This window comes from Planococcus sp. SSTMD024, assembly GCF_041320495.1.
GTDB lineage: Bacteria > Bacillota > Bacilli > Bacillales_A > Planococcaceae > Planococcus.
This window is the reverse complement of the sequence record NZ_JBGGNS010000023.1, coordinates 226,014-239,110: the sequence shown is the minus strand read 5'-3', so window position 1 is coordinate 239,110 and position 13,097 is coordinate 226,014. Positions and strand designations below refer to the sequence as shown.

At 52.9% G+C, this 13,097-nt stretch carries 12 protein-coding genes; 2 read left to right on the top strand and 10 right to left on the bottom strand.

Annotated features, from left to right (window positions below; translation table 11 throughout):
- The first annotated feature begins 140 nt into the window (after nucleotides 1–140).
- Both AB9R92_RS15405 and AB9R92_RS15400 read left to right on the top strand, forming a co-directional pair.
- Complete coding sequence (locus AB9R92_RS15405) at nucleotides 141–983, top strand: transporter substrate-binding domain-containing protein (protein WP_370670615.1); 843 nt, start codon at nucleotides 141–143, stop codon at nucleotides 981–983.
- 15 nt (nucleotides 984–998) lie between these two features.
- Nucleotides 999–1,676: an amino acid ABC transporter permease gene (locus tag AB9R92_RS15400; RefSeq protein ID WP_058383536.1), complete on the top strand. Its 678-nt coding sequence runs from the start codon at nucleotides 999–1,001 to the stop codon at nucleotides 1,674–1,676.
- 39 nt (nucleotides 1,677–1,715) lie between these two features.
- Here AB9R92_RS15400 and AB9R92_RS15395 read toward each other — a convergent pair whose 3' ends face one another.
- The 10 genes from AB9R92_RS15395 to AB9R92_RS15350 all read right to left on the bottom strand — a co-directional run bounded on the left by AB9R92_RS15395 (nucleotide 1,716) and on the right by AB9R92_RS15350 (nucleotide 13,050).
- Complete coding sequence (locus AB9R92_RS15395) at nucleotides 1,716–2,126, bottom strand: VOC family protein (RefSeq protein WP_370670324.1); 411 nt, start codon at nucleotides 2,124–2,126, stop codon at nucleotides 1,716–1,718.
- Nucleotides 2,127–2,197: 71 nt separating this feature from the next.
- A complete protein-coding gene (locus AB9R92_RS15390) occupies nucleotides 2,198–3,529 on the bottom strand; it encodes a D-serine ammonia-lyase (protein WP_370670323.1) in 1,332 nt (443 codons plus the stop codon).
- A 110-nt stretch (nucleotides 3,530–3,639) separates the two neighbouring features.
- Nucleotides 3,640–4,269 carry an orotate phosphoribosyltransferase gene (gene pyrE / locus AB9R92_RS15385; RefSeq protein ID WP_370670322.1) on the bottom strand — a complete coding sequence of 210 codons (630 nt, stop codon included), beginning with the start codon at nucleotides 4,267–4,269 and terminating at the stop codon, nucleotides 3,640–3,642.
- A complete protein-coding gene (gene pyrF, locus AB9R92_RS15380; RefSeq protein ID WP_370670321.1) occupies nucleotides 4,266–4,958 on the bottom strand; it encodes an orotidine-5'-phosphate decarboxylase in 693 nt (230 codons plus the stop codon). Before pyrF ends, pyrE begins: the two co-directional genes overlap by 4 nt.
- The gene (locus AB9R92_RS15375; protein ID WP_370670320.1) at nucleotides 4,955–5,869 is read right to left on the bottom strand and encodes a dihydroorotate dehydrogenase; all 915 of its coding nucleotides are present in this window, start codon (nucleotides 5,867–5,869) and stop codon (nucleotides 4,955–4,957) included. The genes pyrF and AB9R92_RS15375 overlap by 4 nt, the downstream gene beginning before the upstream one ends.
- A complete protein-coding gene (locus AB9R92_RS15370) occupies nucleotides 5,866–6,633 on the bottom strand; it encodes a dihydroorotate dehydrogenase electron transfer subunit (RefSeq protein WP_370670319.1) in 768 nt (255 codons plus the stop codon). Before AB9R92_RS15370 ends, AB9R92_RS15375 begins: the two co-directional genes overlap by 4 nt.
- Nucleotides 6,630–9,818, bottom strand: a complete 3,189-nt coding sequence (carB, locus tag AB9R92_RS15365) for a carbamoyl-phosphate synthase large subunit (protein ID WP_370670318.1) — start codon at nucleotides 9,816–9,818, stop codon at nucleotides 6,630–6,632. Before carB ends, AB9R92_RS15370 begins: the two co-directional genes overlap by 4 nt.
- Nucleotides 9,811–10,905, bottom strand: coding sequence for a carbamoyl phosphate synthase small subunit (locus AB9R92_RS15360; RefSeq protein ID WP_370670317.1), 1,095 nt, complete (start codon nucleotides 10,903–10,905; stop codon nucleotides 9,811–9,813). Before AB9R92_RS15360 ends, carB begins: the two co-directional genes overlap by 8 nt.
- On the bottom strand, nucleotides 10,905–12,179 hold the full coding sequence (locus AB9R92_RS15355) for a dihydroorotase (protein ID WP_370670316.1): 1,275 nt from the start codon (nucleotides 12,177–12,179) through the stop codon (nucleotides 10,905–10,907). The genes AB9R92_RS15360 and AB9R92_RS15355 overlap by 1 nt, the downstream gene beginning before the upstream one ends.
- 1 nt (nucleotide 12,180) lies before the next feature.
- Nucleotides 12,181–13,050, bottom strand: a complete 870-nt coding sequence (locus tag AB9R92_RS15350; protein WP_370670614.1) for an aspartate carbamoyltransferase catalytic subunit — start codon at nucleotides 13,048–13,050, stop codon at nucleotides 12,181–12,183.
- Between the last annotated feature and the right edge of the window lie 47 nt (nucleotides 13,051–13,097).

The following is a 13,097-nucleotide window of genomic DNA, read 5'->3' as shown; positions in this document are numbered from 1 at the left end:
CTGGCACGGGCGTTTCATTGAGTTCGTTTTTGTTTACATAATAATATTATAATATCATTAAAATCGACAAAGCATTGCCCCAAGCTATAGTTAATGCTATCTTTTTATAGGACATATTATAAGGAGGCCTATCATTGACTATTTTAACGAAACGAACATACATAACTGCTGCCCTGTTCGGTACGGCAGCGGTTGCCCTATCAGCTTGCGGAGATGATGCTGCTGAAACGGAACAGCCATCGGAATGGGACCGCATCCAGGAAGAAGGCGTGTTGACAGTTGGTACATCCGGCACGCTTTTGGCCACTTCGTTCCGCGACGAAGAAAGCGGCGAATTGACCGGCTTTGAAGTGGAAGTCGTGCGCGAACTCGGCGAACGCTTGGACCTTGAGGTCGAATTCCGCGAACTCGGTTTCGACGAAATGCTGACAAGTGTCAGCACGGGCCAACTCGATATGGCAGCGAACGATATCGAAGTGACAGAAGACATGACCGATCAATTCCTGTTCTCCACACCGATCAAATATTCCTACGGGACAGCGGTCGTCCGAAAAGATGACCTGTCCGGCATCGAATCTTTGGAAGACTTGGAAGGGAAAAAAGCAGCCGGCGTCTCGACATCCGTTTATATGCAGATCGCCCGCGATTACGGGGCTGAAGAAGTGACCTATGACAACGCGACAAATGAAATCTATTTGCGCGATGTGTCGATTGGCCGGACCGACGTCATTTTGAACGATTATTATTTATCGAAGTTCGGTGTAGCCGCTTTTCCGGAATTGAACATCACCATCCATCCCGATATTCAATACTTGCCGTCTGAAGTCGGCCTGGTCGTCAATGAGGATAATGAAGAACTCCTCGAACAAGTGAATGCTGCACTTGAGGAAATGCTATCCGACGGCACGATTAGCGAAATTTCAGCTGAATTCTTCGACGGAGCGGATGTCTCGGTCGAACCGGATATCGAAGAGGAAAATTAAAGGAGGCCCATAGCTATGAGCGATATTGAATGGGGGCTGTTGTTCGACCCGGAGCTTGCGATCAATTCCTTGCCCTATGTGCTTGAAGGCATTTGGCTTACATTATTGATCTCGATGGGCAGCATGCTCGGCGGCCTGGTCATCGGATTTTTCATGGCGCTCGCCAGGACGTCGAAACAGCCGCTGCTCCATCTGCCGGCGCGCCTGTATATATCATTCATGCGGGGAGTGCCGATTCTCGTCATCTTGTTTTTACTGTATTTTGCACTCCCTGTCATCGGCCTTGAATTCACCGCCTTGCAAGCAGCGCTCATCGGCTTCACCATCAACAGCGCTGCCTATATCGCCGAAGTTTTCCGATCGGCACTTGCTTCTGTCGACAAAGGGCAATGGGAATCGTCCACCGCACTCGGACTCAGCTATTGGCAGACGATGCGCAGGATCATCCTGCCGCAATCGGTCCGTATAGCCGTGCCGCCTTTGTCGAATGTCTATTTGGACTTGATCAAGGCCTCGTCTCTCGCGGCGATGATCACGGTGCCCGAGATTTTCCAGAAAGCGCGGATTGTCGGCGCACGGGAATACGACTTGTTGACATTGCTCATCCTGGTCGCGCTCATCTACTGGGCCATTTGCACAGTCATGACCGTGCTGCAGAACTACCTGGAAAAACGCTACGCCGAATACCTATAAACCTAAAACCGCACCGGAAATTTATCCGGTGCGGTTTTATTATTCAAAGGCTTCGTCTTCCATGTACATGACTTCCCATAAATGGCCGTCCGGGTCGTGAAAACTCCAGGAATACATAAACTTATTGTCCATCGGCTCGTTCGCGGAACTGCCCCCTGCTGCCATCGCTTTTTCCACCCATACATCGACTTCTTCACGGCTTGATGCCGACAAGGCAACGATTGCCTCTGCACTTTTGGAGGTATCGGCAATGTCTCTATGGGTGAAGCTTTTGAAAAAGTCCTCCACCAGCAGCATGGCGTACATATTGTGGCCGATGATCATGCAGGTGGCGTTATTATCCGTCATCCGTTCATCGAAATCAAAGCCCATCTCGCCAAAAAACTTCATCGACCTCTCCAAATCCTTAACCGGCAAATTAACGAAAATTTGGTTCGCTTGAATGGCCATGTCTCCGCTTCCCTTCTTTTTCGTTTATCGTTCACTCTTCTATTCGTTGAATGGGTTGAAAATCCTGCTTATCATTTCAGTTTATTCAGCCCTCTTGCATAAAATCCGGCCATCTCTTCTTCAGGCACAAGCGCTCCTCCCGTCAGCCAGACGATATGTGCCGCTTTTTCCGGATCGACGCCATGTTCTTTGGCATAATTTGTCGCTGCCAGCATGAATGGCCCGGCAAACCCGGCTGCTGCAGAAGGTTCGACCTTGACCCCTTCACTGTCTTTCAACATGGCGAGCAGCGGGAACAATTCCTCGTCCTCGACCGTTGCAATGGCCGAAATCAATTGCTCAGAACTCGTCGACGCGAAGCTCGATGCCCTGCCGACTGCGAGCCCGTCCGCTTCCGTCCTGTTGTCGATGCCGATGTCCTGGACACAGATGCCGCTCTTCAAGCCCGTCATGAGCCCGAGCAAGACAGCAGGGGAATGCGTCGGTTCGATGAACACCGGGTGGACGTGATCACCGAACATGTGGCGCAGCCCGAATGCGATACCCCCAGGCGCCCCGCCGACACCGCATGGCAAATAGACGAATAGCGGATGCTCCTTGTCTACCGGAATGTCTCTTTGTTCCAGTTGATGTTTCAAACGGATCGCAGCAACGCCATAGCCCAAAAACAATTCACGGGATTTCTCATCATCGACAAAATAGCCGTTCGGCAGATGGAGCGTCTCTTCGCGCCCTGCCGTGACCGCTTCACTGAAATCACCGTTGAATTCGACAACGCGTACCCCTTTTTTCCGAAGCAACTCTTTTTTCCACGCTTTGGCGTCCGCTGACATATAGACGGAGACCTTGAAGCCGAGTTCAGCGCTGAGTATGCCGATGCTCAAGCCCAGATTTCCTGTCGAGCCGACGCCGACAGAATAGTTTCCGAAGAATTTTTTGGCTTCATCCGTTGCAAACCATTCATAAGCTTCCTCACGCGTGATGTGCCCTTCTTTCAACGCCAGGCTTTCTGCATGGCGCAGCACTTCAAAAAATCCGCCGCGCGCCTTGACCGATCCCGCAACCGGCAATTCATTGTCGCATTTGATAAATAGCTTCCCCGGCAACTGCTCACCATAGTATGTTTCCAATTGGGCTTTCATGCGATCGGCCGGCCGCAATTCCGATTCGATGATGCCGCCCGTTTCAATCGTCTCGGGGAACACTTTCATCAAATACGGAGCGAAGCGCAACCATAATTGTTCTGCCTCTTCCAGGTCATCGATTGTCACCGGCAATCCTTGTAATTGATCCATTTCCCGGCGTTTAGGATTCAGCCAGACGACCGGCTTCAAGTCGAGCAAATCCGCCATCAACGGATATTCATCCGTCCATTTATGGATTTCTTGTTTGGTAAGTCCCATGTCTACCGCCTCCTTATCGTTAGTTGTACCATACCCCTTTTTCTTATTCTTTATTTCCCCGCATGGCTGAAAAAAACCTTCGCCCATCAACAGGATGGGCGAAGGTTTTCTTATGAAGTCAATGCGCCGGCTTTCAGTTTTTCGTGCCACTCGCTGAGCATCGGCAAATCTTCTGCTGCTATCGCTCCGCTTTCCCTGGCTTGTTCAACCAGTGCCGGGAAATCCGTCAAGGTCCGGAAGGTGAAGCCGGCTTCCTGTATCGCTTGCTCTGCCTGTGGCAACCCGTAAGTGAAAATCGCCGCGATTCCCGCAACTTCAAATCCGGCATCTTGTAACGCTTGTGCCGCCTGCAGCACCGAGCCGCCTTTCGAGATTAAGTCTTCGATAACAACCGCTTTTTGACCTGGCTCTATTCTTCCTTCGATCAAATTCGATTGCCCGTGGCCTTTTGGTTTCGAACGCACATAAACCATCGGCAAATCAAGGCGTTCCGCCACCCATGCCGCATGCGGGATGCCTGCTGTTGCGGTGCCCGCAATCACTTGCGTACCCGGATACTCGCGGCGAATCGTATCCGCCAGCCCATCCGCGATTGCCTTGCGGACTGCTGGATACGACATCGTCAGCCGATTGTCGCAATAAATCGGCGATTTGACGCCTGATGCCCACGTAAAGGGATCATTCGGGCGCAGCTCCACTGCGCCGATGGACAGTAGTTGTTGTGCGATTTGCTTTTTCATGAACGACCGCTCCATTCTCCGTTAATATAGTCATAGCTTTTTTGCGGGTTTTCCGAGCGGGTGATGGCTCTCCCGACGACAATATGGGTTGAGCCTTGTGCTTTTGCATCACCAGGCGTTGCGATGCGCTTTTGGTCGTGGCTTTCCGATGCAGCCGGGCGGATGCCCGGTGTGACGCGCAGGAAATCTTCGCCGCATGCCTCGCCAATCGCTTTTGCTTCATGCACCGAACAGACGACACCGTCAAGCCCTGCCTGTTTGGCGAGTTTCGCATAATGCAAGACCGACTCTTCCAGGCTCACCGGAATCAATTGCTCTTGTTGCATTTGCTGCTCACTGGTCGAGGTCAATTGCGTTACCGCAATCAACTTTGTTCCGCTGCCCGAAAGCCCGCGTTTTGCGGCTTCCATCATGGCCAACCCGCCTGCTGCATGGACATTGACCATATCAACGCCAAGCTCTGCTATGCGGCGCATGGCCGATTCGACGGTATTCGGGATGTCATGCAATTTCAAATCCAGGAAAATGTCATGGCCATAAAGGTTCAATGTATCGACGAGCTCCGGCCCTTCCTGATAGAACAATTCCATTCCCACTTTCAGAAACAAGGGTTCCGTGAACTCCGACAAGAATTCTTCCACATCGAGTTTCGACGGGAAATCGAGTGCAATAATCGGTTTGGTGGTCATAAGCGATGGCTCCTTCCGGTGAGTTCTTGAACGGATTCGTAACCAAGTTCATGCAAGCGTTCCGGCAGTTTGTCGATCAGTTCAGGGCACACGAACGGGTTGACGAAGTTTGCTGTACCGACTGCGACCGCATTCGCTCCCGCCGATAAAAAGTCGATGACATCATCCACTTCCGCAATGCCCCCCATGCCAATGATTGGCAAACCGGTATGGCGCCGCACTTCATATACCATGCGCAGTGCCACCGGTTTGATCGCAGGTCCTGACAAACCACCTGTGATATTGGCGATGACCGGTCGGCCCGTTTTCGCATCAAGCCGCATGCCGAGCAGCGTATTGATCATCGTGATCCCATCCGCCCCGCCTTCTTCGACCGCTTTTGCCAGGTGGACGACATCGGTAACGTTCGGCGATAATTTCACATAGACCGGCACGTCCGAGACGTCTTTTACCATGCGCGTCAATTCTTTCGCGACATTCGGGTCCGTCCCGAATGTGATGCCGCCTTGCTTGACGTTCGGGCAGGAAATATTCAACTCCAGCGCATGGACATTCGGCGCTTTGGAAATGGTTTTTGCCACTTCAACATAGTCTTCTGCGAGTGAACCGGCCACGTTGGCGATGATCGGCACGTCGAATTGATTGAGCCACGGCAGTTCTTCGCCGAACACTTTTTCAAGCCCCGGGTTTTGCAGCCCGATGGCATTGAGCATGCCGGAGGAAGTTTCCGCAACGCGCGGTGTCGGGTTGCCAAGACGCATCTCGGCAGTTGTCGCTTTGATCATGATTGATCCGAGTTTCGACAAATCATAGAGCTGGGCGTATTCTTTTCCGAACCCGAAGCAGCCGGATGCCGGCATGATCGGATTTTTCAAGTCAAGGCCAGGCAATTTCACGCTTAAATCCGTCATGAAATCACCACCCCTGCTGGAAATACGGGGCCATCTGAACACACTTTGATGTAATCCGTTTCGCTTCTGGTCGTCCGGCAGACGCATGCAAAGCATGCCCCGATGCCACAGCCCATGCGCTGTTCATACGATAAAAACCCTTTTTTCTCTGGGTACGCCCATTGCACCGCTTCAAGCATCGGTGTCGGCCCGCAAGAATAATACGTGTCGAAATCGCTCGGCAACGCGTTTAAAATATGCGTCACGAAGCCTTCTGTCCCGTGCGAACCGTCGACTGTCGCAATATGCGTATCGCCGAGAGCGCGGAATTTATCTTCGTAAAACACCGCTTCACTGCTTTCAAACCCGAGAATGTGGACGGTTTCCACACCTCTTGCATTCAACTGCCGCGCCAGTTCGTAAAGCGGCGGCACGCCAATCCCCCCACCGATCAAATAGGCTTTCTTTCCAGCTTCATCAACCGGGAAACCATGGCCCAGAGGCCCCAGCACATCCAATGTGTCACGTTCTGTCTTTTGGGACAATAAGCCGGTTCCGCGCCCTTCCGACCGGTAGATCATTGTGAAGCTGGATGCTTCCTTATCGATTTTTGCCACTGAAATCGGCCGGCGCAATAACGGTTCGAAACTGTCCGCCACGCGCACATGGACAAATTGCCCTGGCTCTTTCATTTCCTGTACCAAAGATCCCGTGACGGTCAGTTCGAAAATGTTCTTGGCGATTTCAACTTGGGAGACGATCGCCATGTTCTCCTGTTTGATCATACACCTGCCCCCATTTCCTCTGCCTGGAAGGTCATCGATTCGATGACTCTGAGCATCGCTTCCGCTGTATCGAGTGAAGTCAAGCACGGAACGCCGTTTTCAACCGATTCCCGGCGGATGCGGAACCCGTCGCGCTCCGGCTGCTTGCCTTTTGTCAAAGTGTTGATGACGATCTGCGCATCGCCGTTCTGGATGACATCCAGCAAAGTGCGGCCTTCCGCACCGATTTTTCCGACTTCTGCCACGGCAATGCCGGCAGATTCGAAAGCTTGCGCCGTGCCGCCAGTTGCCATAATTTGGTATCCGATGTCCCGGAAGCGTTTCGCGAGCCCAACGGCTTCTTCTTTATCCTTATCCGAGACGGTCAGAAGCACGGTGCCATGGTCTTTCACTTCCATGCCGGCCGCAGCCAATCCTTTATAGAGCGCTTTTTCAAGCGTCACGTCTTTGCCCATCACTTCCCCAGTCGATTTCATTTCCGGCCCGAGCGTGATGTCGACGCGGCGCAGTTTCGCGAATGAGAACACCGGCACTTTGACGTAGACGCCTTTTTTCAGCGGCGCAAGGCCCGTTGTATAGCCTTGGTCGACAATGCTTTGCCCCAAAATCGCTTTGGTCGCGATATTTGCCATCGGGATGCCGGTGATTTTGCTGAGGAACGGCACCGTGCGGCTTGAGCGCGGATTGACTTCGATGACGAACACCTCGCCTTTTGAGATGACGTACTGGATGTTCAAGAGGCCGACAATGTTCAAGCCTTTGGCAAGCCGTGTCGTGTAATCGGTCAAGGTTTCGATTTGCTGCGGCGAAATATTTTGCGGCGGATAAACCGCAATCGAATCTCCAGAGTGCACGCCTGCCCGTTCGATATGTTCCATGATCCCCGGTATCAAAACGTTTTCTCCATCGCTGATGGCATCGACTTCAATTTCTTCCCCCGTTAAGTAGCGGTCGACTAATACCGGATGTTCCGGGCTTGCTTCGACTGCGTGCTCCATATAATGGATCAAGTCGCCTTCGTTGTAGACAATTTCCATCGCACGCCCCCCGAGTACGTAAGACGGGCGGACCAGTACCGGATATCCGATGTCGGAAGCGATAACAACTGCTTCTTCTGTCGACACCGCCGTTTTGCCGAGCGGCTGCGGGATGCCGATTTCATGGAGCGCCGCTTCGAACTTGTTGCGGTTTTCCGCACGGTCGATGTCTTCTAAAGTCGTACCAAGAATCTTCACGCCGTTTTTCTCGAGCTTGTCGGCCAAGTTGATTGCGGTCTGCCCGCCGAATTGGACGACGACGCCTTTCGGTTGTTCGAGGTCGATGATGTGCATGACGTCTTCAATGGTCAAAGGCTCGAAGTAGAGCTTGTCGGAAATCGAGAAATCCGTCGACACCGTTTCCGGGTTGTTGTTGATGATGATCGCCTCATACCCGGCTTCTTTGATTGCCCACACGGAATGGACCGTTGCGTAATCAAATTCGACGCCCTGTCCGATGCGGATCGGGCCCGATCCGAGCACGATGACACTTTCTTTGTCGGTGCGGATCGATTCATTTTCATCTTCGTAGCTGCCGTAGAAATAAGGCGTTTCCGATTCAAATTCCGCAGCGCACGTGTCGACCATTTTATAGACCGGCATCAAGCCCTGCTCTTTTCGCCATCCGTATACTTTTGCTTCTTCCGATGTCCATAACTTGGCGATTGTTCTATCCGCAAAGCCCATGCGTTTCGCTTTTTTCGCCGTCTCATAATCAAATGGGTTTTGCTGCAAGGTTTCTTCAAAGCGCACGATCTTATCGAACTTCTCGAGGAAGAACAAATCGATTTGGCTCCAGTCGTGGAGCGTTTCGATCGTCACGCCGCGGCGGAGTGCTTCGCCGATAAAGAACAGTCTTTCGTCGCCCGCTTTGCGGATGCGTTTTTCTATCCATTCGTCGCTCATGTCCGTGCCATTTTTCAGCTCCAAGTGGAATTGCCCGGTTTCCAGCGAACGGACCGCTTTCAGCATCGACTCCTCGAACGTCCGGCCCATTGCCATGACTTCGCCGGTCGCTTTCATTTGCGTACCGAGGTTGCGTTTGGCCGCTTCGAATTTATCGAATGGCCAGCGCGGGATTTTCGATACGACATAGTCAAGTGCTGGCTCGAACGCGGCGTAAGTACGCCCTGTCACCGGATTCATCATTTCGCCAAGCGTCAAGCCGACAGCGATTTTGGCTGCCAGTTTCGCGATCGGGTAACCGGTCGCTTTGGAGGCAAGCGCTGAAGAACGGCTGACGCGCGGGTTCACTTCGATGATGTAATAATCGAAGCTGTATGGGTCGAGTGCGAGCTGCACGTTGCAGCCGCCTTCGATTTTCAAGGCGCGGATGATTTTCAACGACACATTGCGGAGCATTTGGTATTCGCGGTCTGATAAGGTCTGGCTCGGCGCCACGACGATCGAGTCGCCGGTATGAATGCCGACGGGATCGATGTTTTCCATATTGCAGACGACGATGGCGGTGTCTTCCGCATCGCGCATCACTTCGTATTCAATTTCTTTGAAACCGGCGATCGATTTTTCCAGCAAGCATTGCGTCACCGGGCTGTATTTCAAGCCTGATGCGACGATTTCCTGCAATTGCTCGTCGTTGTGGCAAATGCCGCCGCCCGTTCCGCCGAGTGTAAACGCCGGGCGGACGATGACCGGATAGCCGATCCTTTCCACAAAACGCTTCGCTTCTTCCATATTGTGGATGATGTCAGATTCCGGTACCGGTTCGCCGAGCTCGTTCATCAAGGTGCGGAACAAATCGCGGTCTTCCGCTTTATGGATCGCTTCCAGCTTGGTCCCCAAGATTTCAATCTCCAGTTCATCCAAAATCCCTGATTCGTCCAGTTCAATGGCCATGTTGAGCCCTGTTTGCCCGCCAAGTGTCGCAAGCAATGCATCCGGGCGCTCTTTTCTAAGGATGCGGCTGACGAATTCCAAAGTGATCGGCTCGATGTACACTTTATCGGCGATTTCGGTATCGGTCATGATCGTTGCCGGGTTGGAGTTGATCAAAATGACGCGGTAGCCTTCTTCTTTCAGAGCGAGGCAGGCTTGTGTACCGGCGTAGTCAAATTCTGCAGCTTGGCCAATGACGATCGGGCCTGAACCAATTACGAGGATGCTTTTGATATCTTGTCTTTTAGGCATGTTGTTGCTCCTTCCGCTGTGCGTTCATCATTTCCAAAAATCGGTCGAATAGATAATTCGAGTCTTCCGGCCCCGGAGAAGATTCCGGGTGGTATTGCACGGTGAAAGCTGGGTAATCGAGATGCGCCAGCCCTTCGTTCGTTCCGTCATTGATTGCGGTGTGCGTCACTTTCAGCCGCGTACCTTGCAAGGTCTCTTCATCGACTGCATAGCCGTGGTTTTGTGACGTGATTTCGATTTTGCCGGTCACCAGGTCGCGTACCGGGTGGTTGCCGCCGCGGTGGCCGAACTTCAGCTTGAACGTCTCGGCTCCGCACGCTCTTGCGAACAATTGATGCCCGAGGCAAATCCCGAAAATAGGCACTTCACCGAGCAATTCGCCGACGACTTCCACACATTCCGGAACGTTTTTCGGATCTCCCGGGCCGTTCGACAACATGACGCCGTCCGGGCCCCAGGCGAGAATTTCCTGCGCGCTCGTATTGTGCGGCACGACGATAACGTCGCATTTGCGTTTGTTCAGTTCGCGCAAAATCCCGTGCTTCATGCCGTAATCGATCAAGACGACGCGCTTGCCGCGTCCCGGGCTTGGATAAGGGCGTGTGATCGACACTTGCGCCACTTGATCGGTCGGCAAGTGGGTTTCTTTCAGCTTCTCGACCACTTGTTCTACATTCGGTTCTTCCCCAGCAGCCGTCAAGATGCCTTTGATCGACCCGTTAACGCGAATCAGCCGCGTCAGCTTCCGCGTATCGATTCCGGCGATTCCCGGGATGCCCTTTTTCTCGAGCAATTCGCTCAAGCTCATCGTGCTTCTGAAATTTGACGGGAAATCAGCTGCTTCCCGGACGACCATGCCTTTGACTGCCGGGTCGATCGATTCGAAGTCGTCGCTATTGATGCCGTAATTGCCTTGCAGCGGGTAAGTCATCGTGACGATCTGCCCGCAATACGATGGGTCGGACAAAATCTCCTGATAGCCGGTCATGCTCGTGTTGAACACCACTTCCCCGAATGATGCCGATTGTGCGCCGAACGCTTCCCCCGCGAATACTGTTCCGTCTTCTAAGATCAAATAACGTTTCATCAGTTTTCCTCCTGCCATACGATGTCACCGCCGAAAATGGTCATGACTGGCCAGCCGGTGCAAGTTTGTCCGCCAAATGGCGTATTCGTTCCTTTGGAAAGGAACTCTTCCGTGCGGATTTCCTGCTGTTTCTCCAAGTCGAGCAGTACTAGGTCGGCCGCTTGCCCTGCCTCGAGCGTCCCGTAAGGAAGGCCGAACACATCCGCCGGCTTTTTCGTCAGCCAGCCGATCAATTGGCCGAGTGTCCATTTGCCGCTTTGCACAAATTCCGTATAAAGGAGCGGGAACGCTGTTTCGAATCCAACGATGCCGAATGGCGCTTTTTCCATGCCGTTCGCTTTTTCTTCCGCAGCATGCGGGGCGTGGTCAGTCGCAATGAAATCGAGCGTGCCGTCGAGCAGCCCTTCGTGAAGCGCTTCGTAATCTTCTTGTGCGCGAAGCGGCGGGTTCATTTTGTAATTCGCATCGTCGCCCGGGATGTCCTCTTCCGTCAACAAGAGATGGTGGGGTGTCACTTCTGCTGTGACGCGGACGCCTGCCCGTTTCGCATCGCGGATGACGCGCACCGACTCTTTTGTGCTGACGTGGCAGACGTGATAGTGGGCCCCTGCTGCTTCAGCGAGGAGAATGTCGCGTGCGATATGGACCGATTCCGCAACGGACGGGATTCCCGGCAAGCCCAGCTCGCGGCTTCGTTTGCCGTCGTGCATGACCCCGCCGTAGATCAAGCTATTGTCTTCGCAATGCGCGATCACAGCCATATCGAGTGCGGCCGCTTCTTTCATCGTCTCGAACATCATCCCCGCTTCCTGGATGCCCACCCCGTCGTCAGTGAACGCAAAAGCGCCGTGTTCTTTCAGTTCCTTTAAGTTCGTGCGTTCTTTGCCTGCTTCGCGAATCGTGATCGATGCATAAGGCAAAACCCGGATGAGCGCATTTTTTTTGATCAAGCCATTGACGTGATCGAGATTTTCTTTCGTGTCGGGTACCGGCCGTGTGTTCGGCATCGCGCAAATGGTTGTGTAACCGCCGCGCGCTGCTGACTTCGTGCCGCTTTCAATGGTTTCTTTCTTTTCTCCCCCCGGTTCACGCAAATGGACATGGACGTCCACAAATCCTGGTGCAATCATTCGGCCTTTGCCGTCGATTTCCGTTTCTCCTTGCCCGTTCAACTGTGCGCCGATCTCCTCGATACGGCCCTCCTTGACACGGATGTTCGTTTCCTCCAAGTGTTCCCCGTTCAATATTTTTACGTTCTTAATAAATAATCCCATTTTATTCTCTCCCTTTCATTGCATATTCAAGTACAGCCATTCGGACGAAAACGCCATTTTCCATTTGTTTGAAGATTCTGGAACGCTGGCATTCGACAAGCGAATCCGCGATTTCCACTCCCCGGTTGATCGGCGCTGGATGCATGATGATGGCGCCATTTTTCATTTTGCGTTCGCGCGCTTCTGTCAGCCCGAATTCTTTATGGTAGCGTTCTTTGGAAAACAGCGCGGAGACGGCGTGCCGTTCATGTTGCACGCGGAGCATCATGACGACGTCCGTTTCGCCGATCAAGGCATCCAAGTCATCGCTCGTCTCGTATTCACCGCTCCACTCCTCCGGGCAGACGAAGCTGACGTTCGCGCCGAGCTGTTTCAGCGCGGCCGCATTCGATTTGGCGACACGGCTATGGGCGATGTCGCCGACAATCGTCACGTGAATGCCGTCAATGCGGCCGAATTCCTGTTGGATCGTATACAGATCGAGCAATGATTGCGTCGGGTGCTGGCCAGAGCCGTCGCCGCCGTTGATGACCGCTACCTTGCAGCCTGCTAGCTGCTCGTAATACTCTTCTTCTTCGTGGCGGATGATCACCGCCTTGACGCCGATCGCTTCCATCGTTTTCACCGTATCATAGAGCGTTTCGCCTTTGAGAATACTGGAAAAGGCCGTTTCGAATGGCAGTACGGAAAGCCCGAGCCGGTGTTCAGCCATCTCGAAGCTCATTTTCGTCCGTGTGCTCGGTTCGAAAAATAAATTGACGACCGCCCCGTCGAGTGATGCTGTCTCACCCTTTTCGAACTGCTCGGCACGCTTCAGCAAGTTCATGATTTTTTCATTCTCGAGATTGTTCATCGTTAACAGATTCGGCAATTTGCTCACGCCCTTTCGTTGACTGTACAAAAAAACACCTTCCCAGG

Coding starts and splice junctions, on each gene's coding strand:
- pyrF (WP_370670321.1), bottom strand. CDS start 4,958: ATGACCACCAAACCGATTATTGCACTCGATTTCCCGTCGAAACTCGAT.
- AB9R92_RS15360 (WP_370670317.1), bottom strand. CDS start 10,905: ATGAAACGTTATTTGATCTTAGAAGACGGAACAGTATTCGCGGGGGAA.
- AB9R92_RS15375 (WP_370670320.1), bottom strand. CDS start 5,869: ATGACGGATTTAAGCGTGAAATTGCCTGGCCTTGACTTGAAAAATCCG.
- AB9R92_RS15390 (WP_370670323.1), bottom strand. CDS start 3,529: ATGGGACTTACCAAACAAGAAATCCATAAATGGACGGATGAATATCCG.
- AB9R92_RS15395 (WP_370670324.1), bottom strand. CDS start 2,126: ATGGCCATTCAAGCGAACCAAATTTTCGTTAATTTGCCGGTTAAGGAT.
- AB9R92_RS15370 (WP_370670319.1), bottom strand. CDS start 6,633: ATGATCAAACAGGAGAACATGGCGATCGTCTCCCAAGTTGAAATCGCC.
- pyrE (WP_370670322.1), bottom strand. CDS start 4,269: ATGAAAAAGCAAATCGCACAACAACTACTGTCCATCGGCGCAGTGGAG.
- AB9R92_RS15355 (WP_370670316.1), bottom strand. CDS start 12,179: ATGGGATTATTTATTAAGAACGTAAAAATATTGAACGGGGAACACTTG.
- carB (WP_370670318.1), bottom strand. CDS start 9,818: ATGCCTAAAAGACAAGATATCAAAAGCATCCTCGTAATTGGTTCAGGC.
- AB9R92_RS15400 (WP_058383536.1), top strand. CDS start 999: ATGAGCGATATTGAATGGGGGCTGTTGTTCGACCCGGAGCTTGCGATC.